Origin of the sequence: Rhizobium sp. BK112 (assembly GCF_014193215.1) — a bacterium.
GTDB classification, from domain to species: Bacteria; Pseudomonadota; Alphaproteobacteria; order Rhizobiales; family Rhizobiaceae; genus Rhizobium; species Rhizobium anhuiense.
Window position 1 is genome coordinate 92148 of sequence record NZ_JACHYZ010000012.1, and the last position, 21317, is coordinate 113464.

The following is a 21317-nucleotide window of genomic DNA, read 5'->3' on the forward strand; positions in this document are numbered from 1 at the left end:
ATGAAAGCATCTTTTGTCTCATCATCGGCGATGCAAAACGTTCTCAAGCTGACCATCAGCCAGTCCCAGTCCAAGCTGCAGAGCGCTTCGACAGAGGCAACGACGGGAACCTACAGCGATATCGGTACGGCCCTTGGTGCCGGCGCTGCAAAGTCGCTCAACTTCACCAGCGCCATCAACCAGGCCGCGTCGTTTCAAACGAGCAATTCCGTCGTCGCATTGCGCATGGACGCGTCGCAGACGGCCCTTTCAAACCTCAAGGATGCCGGCGACAGCCTGGTTTCGAACCTGACCGCGCTTCAGGCGAGCCAGGATACGACGAGTATCGCCGTCGCCTTGCAGACAGCGAGCTCCACGGTCTCGCAACTGATCTCGACGGCGAATACGGCCGTCAACGGCGAGTTCCTGTTTGGCGGGACAAACCTCGACAGCCAGCCCCTGACCGACCAAACTTCCACGGTCTCGGATACGATCGTGACGGCGCTGAGCGACTATGCAACCGGCCTCGGAAAAGACGTGAACGAGCTGACGGGCGAGGAAATCGGCACATTCATCACCGACACGGTCGAGCCGATGTTTTCCGAGAGCGCCTGGACGGACTCTGCAGACGGCTGGTCGACTGCCTCGAGCACCGACATGACAAGCCGGATCAGCGGATCGGAAACCATCACCTCGTCCACCAACGCGAATTCGGAAGGCATGCGTTATCTCGCGCTTGCATCCGTCGTCGTGTCGTCCCTCTTCGGTCAGGATCTCGCATCCGATGCGCAGAGCACCGTTGCATCCAAGGCTATCGCTTATGCGGCGCAGGCAACGGCCGGCATCGTCACGCAGCAAAGCGAGCTCGGCCTCTCGCAGGAGCGGGTCGAAAAGGCAAATGACGCCCTCGACGCTCAATCAACCCTGCTTCAGGGAAAGCTCGTCGATCTCCAGGGCGTGGATGTCTATGAGGCGTCGACACTCGTCAACCAACTGCAAACGCAACTGGAAACGGCCTATACGCTCGTCTCGAAACTCCAGGGCCTGAGTTTGGTCAATTACCTCTGACGGATCTGACATGAAGGAGTTCAAGCGCTTGCAGATACCAGCCTTAAGCAAACAGCCGAGCACGGATTGCTCCGAAATCGTGACGGAAGCCGCCTTCGCGCTCGCTGCCGGCATCATCGATACAATCCCTTTCGTCGGCTGCAAACTCGACGAACAACAGCCGCGGGCATGGCCGCGATCAGGCGTTTTCACCGATGACGGCGTCGAGATGACCGGCACGCCGCCCGAAATATTCGAGCTTTGCGAGCTCTTGGCCGGCCATATCGAGAAAGGCGCGTCATTCGATGTCTTCGAGGTTTTCCACAAGATTGCACGTATCGACCGGCTGATCGACTGGCGCCATGGCGCGGTGCTTTCACCCGAGCCGCATCCGGTAACTCATTAACGGACCACGCTAAATCTCGTCTCGAAGGCGGCGTGACAACGGCCGCGCCGCCCGGGAGCATGGCATAGGCTGGTCTTGCATGTGGCTTGTCCGTTGCGGCAGTCTGGACTTTGCCATAGGGAGATGGAGGGCGACTGTCGAAGTCTGCCGGCAATGGTCTTTCAGGGACCGAGTGTATTGTTGATGTCAAAGCCGCGCGCGAAGCTTCCATTCTCCGAAGAGACCTTGCAGGCCATGCTCGTCCGCGTGCTTCGCCCGCTGGTCAAACTCGCTCTCGCCTCCGGCTTCAACTTCACTGCTTTTTCGGCCATTCTTCGCCGCCTCTATATCGAGGTTGCGGAGAACGAATTTACGCTGCCGAACAAACAGCAGACGGATAGCCGTATCTCGCTTCTGACCGGCATCCACCGCAAGGACGTCAACCGGCTGCGTGGACAGGCCCTGACGGCATCCTTTCTCACCGTGAGTGTTTCGCAGACGAGCCGCATTCTTGCGAGATGGCTTGCCGATCCGCTCTATTGCGATGCGGAGGATAGGCCGAGCGCCCTGCCCCGCACATCCAGCGACGGCGGTCCGTCATTCGAAAGCCTGGTGGGCGACATCACCAAGGACGTCCATCCTCGCTCGATCCTGGACGACTGGCTGGACAGAGACATTGTCGTTGTCGATCAGAACGGTTGGATCCAGCTCAACCTCTCATCGATCGTCCCGAATGCCGGGGACGAAGCCCGCCGGCATTATTTTACCCGCAACCTTCGTGACCACGTCCAGGCATCGGTCATGAATCTGATGAACGACCCTCCTCCCTATTTCGAACGCGCCGTTCATTATGACGGGATATCTCCAGCGCTGGCAGCCCGGCTCGACGAGATTGGGCGCAAGGAAGGGATGGCGCTGCTCCTGAAGCTCAACAAGATCGCCCATCAGGCCATCAAGGACGATCCCGGCGGCAACAGCCGCTGGATCACGGGCGTCTATGTCATGACCGAGGAGGGTGACGCAGTTCCTCCGGCAGCAGCCGCTTCCGAGACGGAGACTGACGCATGAGCCCGTCAACGATCTCGAGAAGACAGTTTCTCTTGGGCGGAATAGCGCTCCAGGTTCTGATGCCAGCGATGACAGCCGCGCAGCCGACGGGCACCGGCGATCATGGCATCGGAGGCTCCGGTCTTTCCATTGGAGGTGGAGAGAACGAAGACCACGGTATCGGTGGAACCGGCATCGTCGGGACCATCCAGGGTTTTGGCAGCATCATCGTCAACAACATCCACATACCGTTCAGTGCGACGACGCCGATCGACATCGATGGACGACGCGCGCCTGCAAGCGCGATGAAGGTCGGTCATGTCGTCCGGGTGCTGATGGCAGGAAAGCGTGCTGCCCGCATCGCGATCGTCAGCGAGGTCCAGGGCCGCATCGACGAGATGGGTAAGACCGGGATGACCATCCTGTCGCAAACCGTCGACACGACCGGTTTGGTCACGAAGGGCTTGCGAAAGGGCAAGCGGGTCGCCGTGTTCGGCATCCGCAAACCGGATGGCACCATCATTGCCAGACGCATCGAGCATCGCGCCGTTTCCGATGGCGCCCATGTTCGCGGTGTCCCCGTAAGGAGCGGCAATCGCGTCTTGCTCGGCGGCCTTTCGCTTGGGCAGGCGCAAGCACATTTGGTCGGCAAGCAAACCGTCGTGCGTCTCAGGACGGACGCCAATCGATCGGTCATTATACGCATTCAGGCCGAACCTGTGGTGCCGGGTCTGAAACGAGGTGTCGTCAACGTCGAGACCTTCAAACCCGCAGAAAAGGGCGGAGCTGGCGCAGGACCTGGGGGCTCAGCGCCTTACGGCTCGATGCGAATGTCTCCCGATGGCCATGGATTTGTCGACGTCACCGTTCGCGATTCAAGCAGAATGACGGGCTTTGCGGACAGGCAAGGCCCAGACGGCTTTGGTCCTCGCCCGCCGGATGGTCCTCCAGACGGGCCAGAGCGTGGCCATCCGTCTTTCGGCAGAGGCGGGCCTGGCGGAGATTATCCTGATCCGAACAGGCGGGGTCCGCCGCCGCAAGACCCCTTGCGCCGCGGTCCACCGCCTACGGATCCTCCAGTTCCGCGCTAACGCGCCATCAATCAGATTGACATATGGGAAAATTTCCCATTTATTGCTCTTGCGATTCCTGATTTGGGTTCCCAAGAAGGACTTGCCGATTGTCTATCGGGTTCGCCCCACACCCGACAGACAATCGTTTGATTTTCAATCGCTGCTGACTGCCGAACCAACCCGCCGTCGCCAAGAGGAATCAGGAATTGCTTTTGCTGGAACGCGAACCGGACGTGTCGATGGAAATGAACGAATCGACCGTCGTTGCAACCTGGGAAAACCGCGCGCAAATCATCGAAATCATGAGCAGCGCGCGCCAGACGAGCCAACAATTTCAACATCTTTGGCAGAGCAGCGCCGGAACGGGCCGGCTCAGCCAAGATGATACGGACAAGTTGGTCGAACTGCTCCGCCAGATCAGCGACCTGAATGAAATGCTCATGCGATTGGCCTGAAAGGCTTACCGGCGCGTCGATCGACCCATTCAGAAGCTAACCGCTTGACAACGCTATCCGCGATAACCCCGGCGCCGCGATAGGAAATCCTTGGGCTTCGGTCCGCTCGGCTATGGCGGCTATCGAGCCGTTTTCACGGCGAGCAAGATCACATGCTTTTTGCACTTCGTACGGAAAGCTGAGGGCAGCCAAGCTGATCTCCTTCGCGATGAAGGTGATGTCGCCTTGAGCCATCATGATGGCTGGTGATGGTTTGATACCACCGCTTCAACCTATCAACCCAATTTTGGACGGTTGCCCCAGACCTGAAAGAGCTGGCTAAGCTCCGACCTCATAAGAATTAACCATATTTCAGTGTTCTTGCCAAATAATGCCGTACGTAGATCAGGTCTCTCGAAGTAGAGAGGCCAAAAGTTATTTGGAGACAGTCTTGGCATTCACCATCGCTCGCAGTCTGGTGGCGTTCGGCGTCGCCGTTTCAGTAGGTCTTTTCATGTCGATCGGATTGCAGCAATCGGCGCTCGAACGGCTGAAGGTCAACGGTCCGGTTTACGAGCAGGTCGTCTACGGCAAGGATTTGATTGCCGATATTCTACCGCCGCCGCTGTTCGTGGTCGAATCCTACATGCTCTCCTTCGAGGCGAGCAAATTTCCCGAACTAACAGACACCAATCTTGCCAAGATCGCCAATCTCAAGGCCGCTTACGACGACCGCCGCGCCTATTGGAAAACCACCCGGCTGCCGCAGGCGTTGAAGGACGAGCTTGAAAACGATGTCATCGCCAAGGGCGATGCATTCTGGGGGGTGATGAACCGCGAGATCATCCCCGCCTTGAATGCCAAGGATGAAGACAAGGCGCATGGTGCGATCGAACAGTTGCGCGTTGCCTTCCATTCGCATCAGGATGCGGTCGAGAAACTCGTTGCCAATTCCGACGCCTTCCTGAAGGGCGAGGAGCGCAATGCCGCTTCGGAAATCGTCACCTGGACGATCTATGCCGGTGCTGCGGGTTTCGGCTCGTTCGGCCTGCTGCTGATCGGCCTCTATCTCCTGCGCCGTCGCGCCATCGTGCCGCTCGACGGTATGAAGGCCTATATGGGCAACCTCGCCGAAGGCGATTTTTCGACCGAAGTTCCCTATGCCAACCGTTCCGACGAGATCGGCGCCATGTCCAAGGCCGTCGCGGTATTCCGCCGCAATGCGCTCGAACGGCAGGACGCGCAGAAGCGCGAGACCGCACTTCGCGACGCGGAATTCGAGCGCGAGCGCAGCCAGCTGGCCGAAAAGGCCGCTGAGGAACAGATCCGCGAAACGGTGATCGCCCAACTGACATACGGCCTGGAACAGCTATCGAACGGCAATCTCGATTGCCGCATCACGACGCCCTTCGCCACGGCCTACGAAACTTTGCGCGCAAAGTTCAACGACAGCATGGATGCGCTTTGCGCTTCGATGGCCGAGATCGCCCAGACCTCCAAGCAAGTGGGCAGTTCCTCGTCCGGCATCACCGATGCCGCCGACAGCCTTGCCTTGCGCACGGAACAGCAGGCCGCGATGCTCGAAGAGGCCACAGCCGCGCTCGACGAGATGAATGCCAAGGCGAAAGACGCCTCCGACCATGCCGGCAAGGCAACCGGCATGATGACCGAGACCCGCACCAGCGCCGAACATTCGGCGGCCGTCGTTCGCGAAGCGATCGCCGCCATGGAACGGATCGAAGGTTCGTCCTCCCAGATCGGCGACATCGTCAATGTCATCGATGAAATCGCCTTCCAGACCAATCTTCTGGCGCTCAATGCCGGGGTCGAGGCGGCCCGCGCGGGCGAAGCGGGCAAGGGTTTCGCCGTCGTTGCCCAGGAAGTGCGCGAACTCGCCATGCGCTCGGCCAACGCCGCCAAGGAGATCAGAGCGCTGATTTCCACCTCCTCGTCTCAGGTCTCCACCGGGGTGCAGCTCGTCAACCGCACCGGCAAGGCGCTTCTGGAAATCGAAGGACAGGTCGAGCAGGTTGCCGGTCTGATCGCCCGCATCGTCTCGGTGTCCTCCGAGCAGGCGGTGGCGATCGGCGAGATCAACGCCTCCGTCAACGCTCTGGATCAGGTCACCCAACGCAACGCCGCCATGGCCGTCGAAACCGCCTCGGCCTGCCGGGCGCTCGGCAGCCAGACGCAGACATTGGAAGGGGTCGTCAGCCGCTTTCAGATCGACGCGGCCGCCAGCCCGTCAAGATCGCAGAAAGCGGCCTGACGCGTCCGCGGCAAAGGGAAGGGCCGCCCTTCCCACCTCAGTCCGTAACGATCGCCACGACGGCAACGCAGTCGCCTGCTTTGACCAGCCCCGGGAAATGCCGGGCACAGAGAATGCCGTTCATGCCGGCGCGGATCTCGCGGGGCGCCATTCCGGTCCGGCCGATCGGATGGATGCGCGCGACGACGGCGTCTTCGGCCACGGCTTCACCGAGGTCAATGACAGGCTCGATCAACCCGCCCTCCTCTGCGAAAGAGAAACAGCGGCCGTCCGGCATATCGAGCCAGCTCGTCGGGCCGGTCTCGACGGCGCCCGCGACGATCCCCGCATGGCGCAGCACGTTGATGGTGCCGCGTTTGGCAATCGCCGCACTTTTGGCCGTGGCGGTGCCGCCGCCGCCGAGTTCCGTGGTGATGAAGACCTTGCCCATCTCCTCGGCGGCGGTGTCGTACATGCCGACCGCATCGATCTCAAGCATCTTCATCGAATAGGGGGCCGCAAAGGCCGTCACCAATTCGAAGGCCTTTTTCTCCTGTTGCTTGTTCGCCAGGATGTGGGCCGCGCAGAACGGCAGAAAATCGAGCGTCTTGCCGCCGGAATGGAAGTCGAGGACGAGATCCGCCATCGGCAGAAGCACCCGCTGGAAATAGTCGGCAATCTTCTCCGTCACCGTGCCGTCCGGCCGGCCCGGGAAGCTGCGGTTCATGTTGCCCCTGTCGATCGGCGAGGTCCTGGTTCCCGCCTGGAATGCCGGATAATTCATGGCCGGCACGATGATGACAGTGCCGCTCACCTCCTCAGCTTTCAGCGTGCGGGCAAGATCGAAGAGTGTGATCGGTCCTTCATACTCGTCGCCGTGATTGCCGCCGGTCAGAAGAGCCGTTGGCCCCTTGCCGTTCCTGATGACCGTTATCGGCACCATCACCGATCCCCAGGCGGAATCGTCGCGGCTGTAGGGCAGCCGCAGGAAGCCGTGCTGGACGCCCTCGGCGGCGAAATTGACCGTCGCGCTGATCGGTGACGGTCGCAAGCCAATCTCTGTCATCGCAGCCTCAATCCTTGACCATCAGCCTGCGCGGCACGTTCGCGAAGCACTCGACACCGCTCTCGGTGATGAGGATGCTCTCGGTCGTCTCGAATCCCATGTCGTCGAGCCAGAGGCCGGTCATGAAATGGAAGGTCATGCCGGGCTTCAGTTCCGTCCGGTCGCCCGGTCGCAGGCTCATGGTGCGCTCGCCCCAGTCCGGCGGATAGGAAAGGCCAATCGGATAACCGGTGCGGTTGTCCTTGACGATGCCGTATTTTTTCAGCACCGCGAAGAAGGCGTTGGCGATATCCTCGCAGCTATTGCCGGGTCTGGCGACCGCAAGACCGGCCTCCATGCCCTCCAGCGTCGCCTTTTCGGCATCGAGAAAGGCCTGCGTCGGCTTGCCGAGGAAGACGGTGCGCGACAGCGGCAGGTGATAGCGGTTGTAGCAGCCGGCAATCTCGAAGAAGGTGCCCTCGCCCGTCTTCATCGGCCGGTCGTCCCAGGTCAGATGCGGTGCGGATGCTTCGACGCCGGACGGCAGCAGCGGCACGATCGCCGGATAATCGCCGCCGATGCCGTCGACGCCGCGGGTGCCGGCATCATAGATTTCCGCGACCAGATCGCATTTGCGCATGCCGACCTCGATCTTGTCGAAGATGCGGGCATGCATCGCCTCGACGATGCGGGCGGCATTGCGCATATACTTGATTTCGGTCTCGCTCTTGACCGCGCGCTGCCAGTTGACGAGGGCGGTCGTATCGACGAAGCGCGCATTCGGCAGGTGCTTCTGCAGCGCCGCGAAGGCCGCCGCCGAGAACCAGTAATTGTCCATCTCGACGCCGATCGTCAGCTTGCCGAAGCCGCGTTCGGTGAGGATGCCCGAGAGATAATCCATCGGATGGCGTTCGGTCGATTGCACATAGTGATCGGGATAGCCAATGATGTTGTCATGCTTCAGATAGGCGGTGAACTTGGCGCCGTTGGCATCCTGGCCGCGGCCGAACCAGATCGGCTCTCCCTGTGGCGGCACGATCACCGCCTGGTGCACATAGAAGGACCAGCCATCATAGCCGGTGAGCCAGGCCATGTTCGACGGGTCGCTGACGATCAGCAGGTCGACGCCCTTCGCTTCCATGGCACGCCGTGTCTTTTCCAGCCGCGCGGCATATTCGCCGAGCGAGAATTTGAGGTTGGGCTGGGTCATGTCTCTTCCCTTCTTTTCCGGCGCCGCGCCGGTCAGCTTTCGAACGTGGTCCCGGCCTTCGCCGCGCCGGCTCGGGCAAAGGCGAGGGTGGCGATGGCGGTGTCCTGAATGCCGGTCCCGGTCAGGTCCGCAATGGTGATCTGGTCGTTATCCGTCCGCCCCGGCGCCCGGCCGGCGACGATCTGGCCGAGTTCGGTGAAGACCGCATCGGCCGCGACCAGGCCGGCATCGATTGCGTGATGCAGCTCGCCGAGGCGCCGCGTTTGCTTCAGGCTGTCGGCGACGTAGAGGCCGGCAGCGGCGATGGCGGCCGGATCGATCTCGTTCTTGTGTTCGGCATCCGAGCCCATCGCCGTCAGATGCTGTCCGGGTTCCAGCCACCCCGCCTTGATGATCGGCATTTCCGACGGCGTGGTGGTGACGATGAGGTCGGCGCCGGTCACTGCTCCCCTGGCGTCCGATGTCGCGATGACGGGAAAGCCGAGTTTTCCGGCCAATTCCGCAGCCGTGGCTTGCGCCTTGGCGGCATCGCGCGCCCATATCCTTGCTTCGCGGATCGGCCGCACCAGCGTCAGCGCTTCGAGCTGCAGCCGCGCCTGCATACCGGCGCCGAAGATCGTGGCCACGGACGCATTTTGGCGCGACAGATGTTTCGCCGCGACAGCGCCGGCTGCTGCGGTGCGCACGTCGGTGAGATAGCCGTTGTCCAGCAGCAGTGCCTGCACCAGTCCGGTCCGGCTCGACAGCAGCACCATCATGCCGTTGGTGCTCGGCAGGCCGATCTGGGGGTTGTCGAAGAAACCGGGGCTGATCTTGATCGCGAAGCCCTCGATGCCGGGCACATAGGCCGTCTTCACATCGACTTCGCCCCGATATTCCGGAATGTCGAGCCGCAGGATCGGGGGCATGGCGACGGCCTTGGTCGCAAGCGCTGCGAAAGCCTCCTCGATGCAGGCGACCGCATCTCGGTCAAGCCCGATGACTTTCCTCAGTTCCGTTTCCGTCAGAATGATCATCCGGCTCATGGCCCCTCCTCGCCGTAGAGCGGCTGCGTCCCGTTGATCACCCGCAGGTGCTGCTCCATGTCGACATTCGCCCCGGACAAGATCGCGACGATGGGACCGCCGCCCCTGATTTTTCCGGCAAGCAGCGCGGCGATACCGACCGCGCCCGCGCCTTCGACGACCTGGCGTTCGCAGGCATAGGCATGGCGCATGCCGGCGGCGATTTCCGTCTCGGTCAGCAGGATGACGTCGTCGAGAAGTTCGCGGCACATGGCAAAGGTGACGCGGTTGTCGAGACCAATGCCGCCGCCGAGCGAGTCGGCAAGGCTCGCCACTTCCTCGACCTGCACCGGCTGCCCGGCATCGAGGCTTGCCTTCATCGCGGCACCCTTCTCCATCGTCAGGCCGATCACTTTGGTCGTCGGACTGATGGCTTTGACCGCGGCCGCAAGCCCCGCCGCAAGGCCGCCGCCCGAGAGCGGCACCAGCACGCTCGCCGCCTCCGGCAAGTCGTCGATGATTTCAAGCCCCAGCGTCCCCTGCCCGGCCACGACATCGGGATGGTCGAAGGGCGGCACCATCACCAACCCTTCCTCGCGGACCAACCGGTCGACTTCCTGCTGCGCCTCGTCCTGCGATACGCCGACGATGCGGACATCGGCGCCGAGACGGCGGATCTCCGAAACCTTGTTCTCCGGCACCAGCCGCGACATGCAGATGGTCGCAACGGCACCTTCGGCCTTTGCCGCATAGGCAAGCGCACGGCCGTGATTTCCGGTCGAGGCTGCGACGACGCCACGTAAGCGCTGCGCCGGCGACAAGGACAGCACCGCATTGGTCGCCCCACGGAGCTTGAAGCTGCCGGTCGTCTGATGATGTTCGAGCTTGAGATGCACTGGCACGCCGGCCAATTCGCCAAGCGACGCGGACTGCACCATCGGAGTGGTGGTCACGCGGCCGGCAATCCGTCGCGCCGCCGCACGGATGTCCTCCAGCGAAACGGGCAAGGTGCTCACCATGATCTCAGCCTTCCCAATAGGACTTGGTCATCAACTGACCGAGTTCGGGCCGCGCCCGATCATCGCCGCAAAGCCTCAGACAGGACCAGGCCGTCGCCAGATTGCTGGTCACCACCGGCTTGCCGGTCTCACTTTCGATGCGGGCAGCGACCTGGGCTGCGCGCACCGCCGTACAGGAGATGAACAGCGCGTCCGATTGCGGCGCCAGCGCCTGGCGCGCAAAGGCAAGGATCTCCTCCGGTGCGATCCGCGCCATCTCGCGATCATCGGTCAGGCCGAGACAGGTGAAGCGGTCAATCGCAAAACCGAGATCCGAAAAATAGTCCGCCATCGGCCGACTGGTCTCGACCGTATAGGGCGTCAGCACCGAGATCCGTCTGGCGCCAAGCGCTTTCAGACCTTTCACGGCGGCCGCCGTCGGCGTCACGACGGGAATCCCGGGCTTGGCCGCATGGATCGCCGCCTCGATGTTGCGATCGCCGATCACCACCGAGGCGGAGGTGCAGGAATAGACGATGGCATCGAGCGCCTCGTCCGGCAGGATCAGTGCCGCGCCTTGCGTCAGCAACGGCTGCATCCTCAGGAGGTTTTCGGCCGTGACCGGATTGGCGTAGTGGATGCGGCTGACATAGACGCCGAGGCGATCGCTGGCGACCATGCGCTGGAAGTCGACTTCCGTCGTGTGGTCGGTCGCGAGGATGATCAGGCCGATGCGCTTTTCCAGCGGCCGATTCTCCAGTCGCGGCAGCCTGCCGGCAGGGATGATCTCAATCTCTACGGTCATGGTCAGTCATCCATCCTGGCGTAGCGTTCCTCAAGCCAGCGCAATCCCACTACGGAGATCAGGCTGATGACGAGGAAGAAGACGCCGACCAGCGTCATCGGTTCGATGTAGCGGTAGTTGCTGTTGGCGATGCTCTTGGCCTGGTTCATCAGTTCGAGCACGGTGATCGCCGAAAGCAGCGGCGTCTCCTTGAACATGGCGATGAAATAATTGGCGAGTGCCGGGATCATCGGCGGGATCGCCTGCGGCAGGACCACGTGGATCCATGCCTGGCGCGTCGTCAGATTTGTGGCCTTGGCCGCCTCCCATTGTCCGCGCGGCACATTCTCGATGCCGGCGCGATAGACCTCGGCGGTATAGGTCGCATAGTGAATGCCCATACCGATGACGCCTGCGACCAGCGGCGCCAGCCGAATGCCGATATCGGGCAGCACGTAGAAGATGAAATAGAGCTGCACCAGCAGCGGCGTGCCGCGGATGAATTCCGAGACGAAGCCGACCGTGCGGGACACGCCGGCGACCGGTGATCGCCGGGCAATCGCAAGAGCCAGGCCGACGATCATCGCGACGGCAGCGCCGAGGATGGTCGCGAGAATGGTGATCTGGAACCCTTCGAGAAGGGTCGGCATGATCTGCCAGACGAAGTCCCAATCCCATTCCATCCGATCAGGTCCTTATGCCGTCGAGGCTGCGCGCCATACGCCGCTCCAGCCAGCGCATCGTCGCGGAGATCGCCGAGGCCATGAGAAAATAGAGGATGAGGATCGTCGCGAAGGGCACCAGCGTATTGCCGGTCTGCGCCCGCACCACCTGCGCCTGGAACGTCATATCCGTCAGCGAGATCAGCGACACGACGGCCGTGCCTTTGAGAAGTTCGATCGCATTGTTGCAGAAGGTCGGCAGCATCAGCGGCAGCGCCTGCGGCAGGATGACGTGGCGCATGCGCTGGTATCGCGACAGGTTGAGCGCGATGCAGGCTTCCGACTGTTCGCGCCCGACGGCCTTGACGGCGCCGCGCACCACCTCCGCCGCATAGGCACCGACATTCAGCCCGAGCGCCAGCACGCCCGCCTGCAGCGGCGTCAGGGTCAAACCCGCAAAAGGCAGCACAAAATAGACCCAGAAAAGCTGGACGAAGATCGAGGTGCCGCGGAAGAATTCGATATAGGCCGTCGCCAGAGCCCGCACGGCGAAGAAGCGCGACAGCCGGCCGAGGCCCGCCAGGAAGGCCATCACCAGTGCCAGCGCAGACCCCATGACCGTCAGTTCGAGCGTCACCAGGGCGCCCTCAAGGATCAGTGTCAGATAGCCGGACCATACCGACATCGGCAACTCACTTCCTAGAGCATGCCGCGCAAAACTGTGCAGCGGTTTTGCGATGACGACATGCGTAAAAACAAGGACCTAAAGCGCAACACGCTTTAGGAGATCGTTCGGGGACAACCCGGCCATGCCGATGGCATGGCCGGCTGCCACGATTACTTCGCCGCGGCGCAGAGCTTTTCGCGGCTCGTCGACATCGCGGCCTTGGCCGAGAAGCCGTAGGGCTCGATGATCTTGGCGAATTCGCCCGATTCCTTCAGCTTCTTCAGCTCGACGTCGAAGGCGTCGCGCAGGGCGACGTCCTGCTTGCGGAATGCAGCGCCATCGCAATAGACCGGCGCATTGACGACCGGAGCGACGGTTTCGAGGTTCGGATCGTTCGCCTTGGCCATCAGGTCATGGATCGACAGGACCGGCAGCGAGTAGACGTCGATGCGGCCGTCCTGCAGCATCTTGATGCCGCTCTGGCCATCCGGAACAACGATGACGCGGTCGCGCGGCACGCCGGCCTCAAGCGCCAGCTTCTCCTCGGTCCCGCCGCCCGGCGCGCCGATCTTGGCGTCCGGATTGTCGGCGATGTCCTTGTAGCTGGTCAGTTTCAGCGGATTGCCCTTCTTGAGAGCGAAAGCTTCGGCGTCGCAGAGGATCGGTTCGGAATAGGCGACGGCGGCGCAACGCTCGGGCTTCATGAAGAGGCCCGCGGTGATCGCATCGTGGCGGCCGGCCTGCAGGCCGGGGATCATCGCGCCATATTCCGAAATCGAGGCGACGACTTCCTTGACGCCGAGCTTTTCGAAGATGGCGCGCGCCACATCGGGTGCGGCGCCGGACACCTTGCCATCGGCGCCGACGGCGGTGAACGGCGGTTCGTTGGCAATGGCAATACGCGCAAAGCCCTGCTCCTTCAGCTGCTCGAGCTTGTCATCGGCAGCCGAGGCCGGGGCAGCTGCTGCAACCAGAAGCACCGACAGGCTGGCGGCGCTCAAAAAATATCCTGCTTTCATCGTTCCCAACTCCTCTGATTTTCCTTGAGTTTGTTCTTGCGGGCAATGTCTGAGCTCAGACGCGGTGCCCCGCCGCAATGATCTTGCGCAGGAAGGTCTGCGTCCTCTCCTGCGTCGGATTGCGAAAGATGTCGCCCGGCTTGCCTTCCTCGACGATCTTGCCGCGGTCGAAGAACAGGACACGGTCGGCGAAATCATGGGCAAAGCCCATTTCATGGGTGACGAGAAGCATGGTCATATCGGTCTCGGACGCCAGCCGCCGCATGACGTTCAGCACCTCCTCGACCAGCTCCGGGTCGAGCGCCGAGGTCACCTCGTCGAACAGCATGATCTTCGGCGACAGCGCCAGCGCTCGGGCAATGGCAACGCGCTGCTTCTGCCCGCCGGAAAGCTGCGCCGGGACACTTCTCGCCTTGTCGGCCAGGCCGACCATGTCGAGAAGCTCCATAGCCCGTTTTTCGGCCTGCGGCCGCTTGATGCCCTTGGTCAGCATCGGCGCCAGCGTCACATTGTCGAGCACGCATTTGTGCGGGAACAGATTGAAATGTTGAAAGACCATGCCGATCTTTTCGCGCATGCGGTGCAGATGCCGCTCATCGGCCGGCACCAGCCCACTGCTGCCGGGCATATGGTAGAGCTGTTCGCCGTCGACCTCGATATGGCCGCCGCTGATCGTCTCCAGCGTCATCAGAATGCGCAGGATCGTCGTCTTGCCGGAGCCCGACGGCCCGATCAGCGCCAGCTTCTCGCCCGGCATGACATTCATCGACAGGCCGTCGAGTACGGTCAGTGGGCCGTATTTTTTGACGATGTTGTCGATGCGGATGATGGGCGGAAGCATTCATGTCTCTCCCTGTTGAGACAAGCAATGTCCTAACGATGACCGTCCATCAAAATCATGTCAATTCGTAAAATAATATCATGACAATTATTCTGCGAATGCCCAAACGCAAGGCAGTTGCGTCAGATCGCAAGCAGCAGCTCTTCCGGATTGCCTTGCGCCAATGAGGCGACGATCCCAAGCCCGGTCCGCAACTCGCTTTCCGTCGTCGAACCAAGCGAGATGCGCACAGCCGGCGTCCAGCCCTGATCGGTGGTATGGAAGGATTTGCCGGGCGCGATCGCCACCCCGCGCAGCCTTGCCTGCGATACGAACCCGTCCTCCGTATGATTGCCGGAGAGCGGCAGCCAGACGTGCAGGCTTTGCGGATGCGCCCGGTAGGGAAGCCCGGCCAACATCTCCGCCGCGATCGCGTGCCGGCTCAAAAGGGCACGGCGCTGCCAGTTGACGAGTTCCATTGCCGTGCCGTCGCTGACCCAGCGGGTGGCGATCTCGGCCATGGCAGGCGTCGCCATCCAGTTGGACACGAGATGCCGGTTGGCGACGGCGGCGACATAGCGGTCGGGCGCGGTGAGATAGCCGATCCGCAGACCCGGAACGGTGATCTTGGTGAAACTCGTGACGTACAGTGTCCGTTCCGGCGCAAAGGCTGCCATCGGCGGCGCGCGGTTCTCGACCATCGGGCCGAGAATGTCGTTTTCGATGATTGCGATATCATGTTTGGCGGCGACGGTGGCGAGCGCCTGCCTGCGCTCCGCGCTCATCAGCGCCGCCATCGGATTGATCACCGAGGGCTGCAGGAAAATTGCCCGGATCGGTCCCTTCCGACAGGCTTCATCCAGCGCCTCGGGGATCATGCCCTCCTCATCGATCGCCAGCCCTTCGAGATGCAGACCGAGATAGGTGGCGAGCGGAACCAGCGTATGGTGGCTGATCGCTTCGGTCGCAATCGTCGAGCCGGGCGGGGCAACGCTCATCAGCGCCACCGTCATGCCCGACGTCGCACCGTTCGTCAGGCTGATGTTCAGCGGCGATATCTCCAGCCCGCAGCGCGCCAGCCATTCCGTGGCGACGGTACGGTGGCGCGGAAACACCATGTTCGGCCTGAAGGAAAGGGCCGAACTGGAGGGCAGGTTTTCCGAAAGCCAGCCGAAGGCCTGCCGCAGCCTTTCCAGATGGATCTGCTCGCAGACCGGTTTCAGGATCGACAGATCGATCAGCTCGCCCAGCCGTTCCGGCAGGTAGGGCGGTTCCGGCTCGCGCGGGCGCGTCTGGACGAAGCTGCCGCGTCCAATCTCGCCTGATATCAGCCCCCGGCGGATCAGCTCGTCATAGGCGCGGCTGACCGTCTGCACCGAGAGATGCAGATCATCCGCCATCTTGCGGTGCGGCGGCAATTGCGTGCCGTCGGAGAGCTTGCCGTCAGTGATCGCGTTTGCGATCTGTTCGGCAATCGAGAGATAGGCCGGCCGGCGGAGTTGCGAGGGATCGGGGCGCCACTTTGTCATGATTTCAACACTGCTGAAAATCAGTTCAATTGACAATGCCAAAATGCGCTTCCATTGTCTTTTCCCTGCGTTTGAAATGATTTCTTTCTAAAGAAAGCACCATGAAGCTCGACGCCATCGACCTGCGCATTCTCGACGCCGTCCAGCGCGACGGCCGCATCACCAAGCTGGCGCTGGCCGAAAAGGCCGGACTGTCGCCGACGCCCTGCTGGATGCGGTTGCGCAAACTCGAAAAGGCCGGTGTTATCACCGGTTATCACGCACGCATCGCTCCGCGGCGCATCGCGCCGGTCGCCAGCGTGATGATGGAAGTGACGCTCGCCAATCATCGCCAGGCGGATTTCGAACGCTTCGAACGCGCCATCAGCGCAACCCCGGAGATCGTCGCCTGCTGGTCGGTCGGCGGCGGCGTCGATTACATCTTGAAGATCATCGCACCCGATATCGACGCCTATCAGCGGCTGGTCGACGGGCTTCTCGACCGCGAACTCGGCATCGACCGCTACTTCACCTACATCGTCACCAAGACGGTGAAGGACGAAACAGTCCTTCCGGTCTCTTCGTTCACTGCGGCCGGCGAAGAGACCGCGTCGTAGACAATCTCTCTGCCAGGCCGCCGTTCTTTAGACCATCTCTCTCTTTTTGCATCCGCCAACAGACAATCTCTCGCCAGCTCCCGTGGAAGACTGACGTCAACCGCCACGAGGAGATTGGACATGAGCGCTGTTTTTGCCCGCCCCGCCTACCATGACGCGCTGGCTCGGCTCGCAGACCGTCATCTCCTGCGCGATCTGGCCTATGTCGGCGGCCGATGGGTCGCCGGCAAATCAGGGAAAAGCTTCGAGGTCACCGATCCCGCCTCGTCGGCGACGCTGGCCTGGGTGGCAAGCCTTGGCGCAAACGAGACGGCGGTGGCAATCGATGCAGCGTCGCAAGCTTTCGCCGCCTGGCGCGCAATGCTGCCGCAGAGCCGCGCGGCGATCCTGCGCAAATGGTTTGAGCTGATGCTCGCGGCCAGGGAGGATCTGGCCCTGATCATGACGCTCGAACAGGGCAAACCGCTCGCGGAATCACGCGGCGAGATCGATTACGCCGCCTCCTTCGTCGAATGGTATGCCGAGGAAGGCAAGCGGCTGAACGCCGAGAGCGTCACCAGCCACCTGCCCGACGCGGAAATGATCGTTCGCCGCGAGGCGCTCGGCGTCGTCGGCATCGTCACGCCCTGGAATTTTCCCTCTGCCATGCTCACCCGAAAGGCTGCGGCCGCGCTCGCCGCCGGTTGCACGGTCGTTGCTCACCCCTCCTCCGAGACGCCGCTTTCAGCACTTGCCCTTGCCGAGCTCGGCGAACGCGCCGGTATTCCGGCCGGCGTCTTCAATGTCGTCACCGGCCACGCCGCAACGATCGTCGGGCGGATGTGCGCCGACATCCGCCTGCGTGCCATGAGCTTCACTGGCTCCACCGGCATCGGACGTCTGATCGCCGCCCAGTGCGCGCCGACCCTGAAGCGGCTGGTGATGGAACTCGGCGGCCACGCCCCGCTGATCATCTTCGATGACGCCGACATATCAAAGGCGGTCGAGATCGCCGTCAACGCCAAGTTTGCCACGTCAGGCCAGGATTGCCTCGCCGCCAACCGCATTTTCGTCCAGCGGCGCATCGCCGATGCCTTCACCAAAGCCTTTGCAGACCGCATTGCCGAACTGAAGCTCGGTGCGGGGCTCGAGGATGGCGCCGAGATCGGGCCGCTGATGCATGAACGCGCCGTCGCCAAGGTCGAGGAGCAGGTCTCCGACGCGCTGGCGCGTGGCGCACAGCTGGTCACCGGCGGCAAACGCCACAAGACGGGCCGGCTCTTTTACGAGCCGACGCTGCTGACCGATGTGCCGGCGGATGCGCTGGTCATGCGCGAGGAGACCTTCGGGCCGGTGGCGGCGGTTGCCACCTTCGACACGGAGGAAGAGGTCATCGCCCGCGCCAACGATACCGAATATGGTCTCGTCGCCTATGCCGTCACGGAAAATGGCGCCCGCCAGCTGCGGCTCGGCCGCGCGCTGGAATACGGCATGGTGGCGATCAACCGCGTCAAGATCACCGGCGGGCCCATTCCCTTCGGCGGCTGGAAGCAGTCCGGCCTCGGCCGCGAGGGCTCCCGCCACGGGCTCGAGGCCTTCACCGAGCTCAAATATCTCTGCATCGACACGGCCGCCTGAGCCGCTCCATTTCAAGAAAGAGGCTACGACATGCTCGACAGAAGCAACGAACTCAACGCCTGGGACCGCGATCATTTCTTCCACCCATCGACCCATATGGGCGCGCATGCCCGCGGCGAGACGCCGACCCGTGTCATCGCCGGCGGCGAAGGCGTCTACATCACCGACACGACGGGCCGCAAAAGCCTCGACGCCTTTGCCGGCCTTTATTGCGTCAATGTCGGCTACGGCCGCCAGAAGATCGCCGACGCGATCGCCGAGCAGGCGAAGAACCTCGCCTATTACCACGCCTATGTCGGCCACGGCACGGAAGCTTCGATTACGCTGTCGAAGATGATCATCGACCGCGCGCCCGCCGGCATGAGCCGCGTCTATTTCGGTCTGTCGGGCTCGGATGCCAACGAAACCAACATCAAGCTCATCTGGTACTACAACAACATCCTCGGCCGTCCGGACAAGAAGAAGATCATCTCGCGTTGGCGCGGTTATCACGGCTCCGGCGTCATGACCGGCAGCCTCACCGGCCTGGCGCTCTTTCACAACGCCTTCGACCTGCCGCGCGCACCGGTGCTGCACACCGAAGCGCCCTATTATTTCCGCCGCCCTGACCGGTCGATGAGCGAAGAGCAGTTCTCGCAATATTGCGCCGACAAGCTCGAGGAGATGATCATCGCCGAGGGTCCGGAAACGATCGCCGCCTTCATCGGCGAACCCATCCTCGGCACCGGCGGCATCGTGCCGCCGCCGAACGGCTACTGGCAGAAGATCCAGGCCGTGCTCGACAAATATGACATCCTGCTCGTCGCGGATGAAGTGGTCACCGGCTTCGGCCGTCTCGGCACGATGTTCGGCTCGGACCATTACGGCATGAAGCCGGACCTGATCACCATCGCCAAGGGGCTGACCTCGGCCTACGCTCCCCTTTCGGGCACGATCGTCTCGAACAAGATGTGGCAAGTCCTGATACAGGGGTCCGATCAACTGGGGGCGATCGGTCACGGCTGGACCTATTCCGCCCATCCGATCTGTGCTGCGGCAGGCATTGCCAATCTCGAACTGATCGACGAACTCGGCATTGTCGAGAATGCCGGCACGACCGGCGCCTATTTCCGTTCGGAACTGGAAAAGGCGGTCGGCGGCCACCGCAACGTCGGCGAAGTCCGCGGTGACGGGCTGATGGCGGCCATCGAATTCGTCGAGGACAAGGACGACAGCACGTTCTTCGATGCCGGCCGCAAGATCGGCCCTCAGGTCGCATCCGCCCTGCTCGAACGCGGCGTCATCGGCCGCGCCATGCCGCAAGGCGATATCCTCGGCTTCGCCCCGCCGCTTTGCCTGACGCGCGAGGAGGCCGACATTGTGGTCAAGGCCGCAGCGGACGCCATCGAAACTGTCTTCAAGAATATCTGAGGAGCAGATCGGTATGACGATCCCCGAAAAGATGGCAGCCGTCTTGCTCACCGACCATGGCGGTCTGGACAAGCTCGTCTATGACAGGGACGTGCCCGTCCCGACGCCCGCCGATGGCGAGGTTCTGATCCGTGTCACGGCCTGCGGCATGAACAATACCGACGTCTGGGTCCGCCAGGGCGCCTACGGCACAGAGGACGATCCATCGGCGGTCTCCACGTGGCGCAGGCAAGGCAACACGCTGACGTTTCCACGCATCCAGGGCACCGATACGGTCGGTCATATCGTCGCCGTCGGCGCCGGCGTTGATCCCAAACGTATCGGTGAACGCGTCATGGTCGACTTTTCGATCTACAACCGGGACGACGACAGCCTCGCCGACATCGATTACATGGGCCATGGCCGCGACGGCGGTTATGCCGAATATATGGCGCTGCCGGCTGAGAATGCCCATGTCGTCGCAACCGATCTGACCGACATCGAACTCGCCACTTTCTGCTGCGCCTATCTGACTGGCGAGCGCATGCTGGAACGGGCAAGGCTGTCGGCCGGCGAAAGCGTGCTCGTGACCGGCGCTTCAGGCGGCGTCGGCTCGGCGATCATCCAGCTCGCGCGCGCTCGCGGCGCGATCCCGATCGCCGTCGCAGGTCCCGGCAAGGAGGCGGCGATGCTCGATATCGGCGCCGAGGCGGTGGTGACCCGCGGCAAGGGCGACCTGGTCGAAGCCGTCCATGCCGCCAGCCACGGCCAGCCGATCGATGTGGTCGCCGATCTCGTCGGCGGACCGCTGTTCAACGACCTGCTGAAGATCCTGCGTCCAGAAGGCCGCTACTCGACGGCTGGCGCCATCGCCGGCCCGGTCGTCCAGCTCGATTTGCGGACCATGTATCTGAAGCAGCTGGAACTGCATGGCTCGAGCCAGGGCAGCCGCGCCGACTTCCGTCGGATCGTCGGCTATATCGAAAGCCGGAAAATCCGGCCTCTCGTCGGCGGCGTCTATCCACTGTCGGAATTCCATCGCGCGCAGACCGATTTCATGGCGAAGAACTTCGTCGGCAAACTGGTCGTGGTTCCCGACGAGAGATGATCCTTGCTTTCGCGGGCGAACCTTATCGGGTTTGCAGCGTTTCACGGCAATGGAAAATCATGATGGCGCCGGCCCTTCGTTGCGTCGGACTATTTCGCGGCGATGCGACCAAATCGCTCCCACGCCCCCACTCGAGGGGGCGGAGCGATCGCGCGCGCCAAAAGGCTGCTGATGCCAGCTTCCGCCAGCGCGAAACACCTGACGTCTATCGAACTTGGACGAATTCGGCGCGCTGTCAGCATAGCGCGGCTGATGGATACCGCAGTCCGATTGCCTGTCATCGGCGTGCGTATCGGCGCGGACTCAATTCTCGGCCTTATCCCGGCCGTCGGCGACATTGCCGGATCCCTGATCGGCCTTTTCATCATCGATGAGGCGAGACGCCTCGGTATTCCCACCCATAAGCTCGCCCGTATGGCCGTCAATCTGGGGATCGACGCCGCCGGCGGAACGGTTCCCCTGATCGGCGATCTCTTCGACGTCTATTTCAAGTCTCATCGCCGAAACGTGGGTATCATCCTCGACCACTTTGGGATTAGCGAAGACGAGCTTAACCGGCGAGTCTGACGGCCGACGTCCCTTTGCAACTTCCCCTTCGAGGAATTTGTGCGAGCTGTCGGCGCTGGTTCCAACGAGGCCGCGCAGCCGGTGCTGTC

General features: G+C 62.3%; 21 protein-coding genes. 11 read left to right on the forward strand and 10 right to left on the reverse strand.

The window, feature by feature from the left end:
* The 6 genes from FHT75_RS27845 to FHT75_RS27875 all read left to right on the forward strand — a co-directional run bounded on the left by FHT75_RS27845 (position 1) and on the right by FHT75_RS27875 (position 6234).
* The gene (locus tag FHT75_RS27845; RefSeq protein ID WP_063473688.1) at positions 1-1047 is read left to right on the forward strand and encodes a flagellar hook-associated family protein; all 1047 of its coding nucleotides are present in this window, start codon (positions 1-3) and stop codon (positions 1045-1047) included.
* 10 nt (positions 1048-1057) lie between these two features.
* A complete protein-coding gene (locus tag FHT75_RS27850) occupies positions 1058-1432 on the forward strand; it encodes a hypothetical protein (protein ID WP_063473689.1) in 375 nt (124 codons plus the stop codon).
* A 153-nt stretch (positions 1433-1585) separates the two neighbouring features.
* The gene (locus FHT75_RS27855) at positions 1586-2479 is read left to right on the forward strand and encodes a DUF6502 family protein (RefSeq protein WP_063473690.1); all 894 of its coding nucleotides are present in this window, start codon (positions 1586-1588) and stop codon (positions 2477-2479) included.
* A complete protein-coding gene (locus FHT75_RS35985; protein ID WP_063473691.1) occupies positions 2476-3549 on the forward strand; it encodes a DUF5666 domain-containing protein in 1074 nt (357 codons plus the stop codon). Before FHT75_RS27855 ends, FHT75_RS35985 begins: the two co-directional genes overlap by 4 nt.
* Positions 3550-3737: 188 nt before the next feature.
* The gene (locus FHT75_RS27865; RefSeq protein WP_047619707.1) at positions 3738-3986 is read left to right on the forward strand and encodes a hypothetical protein; all 249 of its coding nucleotides are present in this window, start codon (positions 3738-3740) and stop codon (positions 3984-3986) included.
* Positions 3987-4416: 430 nt separating this feature from the next.
* A complete protein-coding gene (locus FHT75_RS27875) occupies positions 4417-6234 on the forward strand; it encodes a methyl-accepting chemotaxis protein (protein WP_097596216.1) in 1818 nt (605 codons plus the stop codon).
* Positions 6235-6271: 37 nt separating this feature from the next.
* Here FHT75_RS27875 and doeB read toward each other — a convergent pair whose 3' ends face one another.
* From doeB to FHT75_RS27925, 10 genes are all read right to left on the reverse strand, one after another.
* Positions 6272-7279, reverse strand: a complete 1008-nt coding sequence (gene doeB / locus FHT75_RS27880) for a N(2)-acetyl-L-2,4-diaminobutanoate deacetylase DoeB (protein ID WP_097596215.1) — start codon at positions 7277-7279, stop codon at positions 6272-6274.
* A gap of 7 nt (positions 7280-7286) precedes the next feature.
* On the reverse strand, positions 7287-8468 hold the full coding sequence (gene doeA / locus FHT75_RS27885) for an ectoine hydrolase DoeA (RefSeq protein WP_097596214.1): 1182 nt from the start codon (positions 8466-8468) through the stop codon (positions 7287-7289).
* A gap of 32 nt (positions 8469-8500) precedes the next feature.
* Positions 8501-9493, reverse strand: coding sequence for an ectoine utilization protein EutC (gene eutC, locus FHT75_RS27890; RefSeq protein WP_097596213.1), 993 nt, complete (start codon positions 9491-9493; stop codon positions 8501-8503).
* A complete protein-coding gene (gene eutB, locus FHT75_RS27895) occupies positions 9490-10491 on the reverse strand; it encodes a hydroxyectoine utilization dehydratase EutB (protein ID WP_097596212.1) in 1002 nt (333 codons plus the stop codon). Before eutB ends, eutC begins: the two co-directional genes overlap by 4 nt.
* A gap of 4 nt (positions 10492-10495) precedes the next feature.
* Positions 10496-11275, reverse strand: a complete 780-nt coding sequence (gene eutA, locus FHT75_RS27900) for an ectoine utilization protein EutA (RefSeq protein WP_097596211.1) — start codon at positions 11273-11275, stop codon at positions 10496-10498.
* 2 nt (positions 11276-11277) lie between these two features.
* The gene (gene ehuD / locus FHT75_RS27905; protein WP_097545047.1) at positions 11278-11937 is read right to left on the reverse strand and encodes an ectoine/hydroxyectoine ABC transporter permease subunit EhuD; all 660 of its coding nucleotides are present in this window, start codon (positions 11935-11937) and stop codon (positions 11278-11280) included.
* A 4-nt stretch (positions 11938-11941) separates the two neighbouring features.
* On the reverse strand, positions 11942-12601 hold the full coding sequence (gene ehuC, locus FHT75_RS27910; protein ID WP_047619689.1) for an ectoine/hydroxyectoine ABC transporter permease subunit EhuC: 660 nt from the start codon (positions 12599-12601) through the stop codon (positions 11942-11944).
* Between the two features lie 152 nt (positions 12602-12753).
* A complete protein-coding gene (gene ehuB, locus FHT75_RS27915; RefSeq protein WP_047619777.1) occupies positions 12754-13602 on the reverse strand; it encodes an ectoine/hydroxyectoine ABC transporter substrate-binding protein EhuB in 849 nt (282 codons plus the stop codon).
* 55 nt (positions 13603-13657) lie between these two features.
* The gene (gene ehuA / locus FHT75_RS27920; RefSeq protein ID WP_047619687.1) at positions 13658-14443 is read right to left on the reverse strand and encodes an ectoine/hydroxyectoine ABC transporter ATP-binding protein EhuA; all 786 of its coding nucleotides are present in this window, start codon (positions 14441-14443) and stop codon (positions 13658-13660) included.
* A 122-nt stretch (positions 14444-14565) separates the two neighbouring features.
* The gene (locus tag FHT75_RS27925) at positions 14566-15951 is read right to left on the reverse strand and encodes a PLP-dependent aminotransferase family protein (protein WP_063473764.1); all 1386 of its coding nucleotides are present in this window, start codon (positions 15949-15951) and stop codon (positions 14566-14568) included.
* Between the two features lie 101 nt (positions 15952-16052).
* On the opposite strand from FHT75_RS27925, the gene FHT75_RS27930 reads away from it, so the two are divergent.
* From FHT75_RS27930 to FHT75_RS27950, 5 genes are all read left to right on the forward strand, one after another.
* Positions 16053-16547 (forward strand): Lrp/AsnC family transcriptional regulator, encoded by a 495-nt coding sequence (locus FHT75_RS27930; RefSeq protein ID WP_063473700.1) that lies wholly within the window; start codon positions 16053-16055, stop codon positions 16545-16547.
* A 120-nt stretch (positions 16548-16667) separates the two neighbouring features.
* Positions 16668-18164, forward strand: coding sequence for an NAD-dependent succinate-semialdehyde dehydrogenase (locus tag FHT75_RS27935; protein ID WP_097596210.1), 1497 nt, complete (start codon positions 16668-16670; stop codon positions 18162-18164).
* Between the two features lie 30 nt (positions 18165-18194).
* Positions 18195-19574 (forward strand): aspartate aminotransferase family protein, encoded by a 1380-nt coding sequence (locus FHT75_RS27940; RefSeq protein ID WP_097596209.1) that lies wholly within the window; start codon positions 18195-18197, stop codon positions 19572-19574.
* A 13-nt stretch (positions 19575-19587) separates the two neighbouring features.
* On the forward strand, positions 19588-20661 hold the full coding sequence (locus FHT75_RS27945; RefSeq protein ID WP_097545043.1) for an alcohol dehydrogenase family protein: 1074 nt from the start codon (positions 19588-19590) through the stop codon (positions 20659-20661).
* A gap of 171 nt (positions 20662-20832) precedes the next feature.
* Complete coding sequence (locus FHT75_RS27950) at positions 20833-21228, forward strand: DUF4112 domain-containing protein (protein ID WP_028758816.1); 396 nt, start codon at positions 20833-20835, stop codon at positions 21226-21228.
* The last annotated feature ends 89 nt before the right edge of the window (positions 21229-21317 follow it).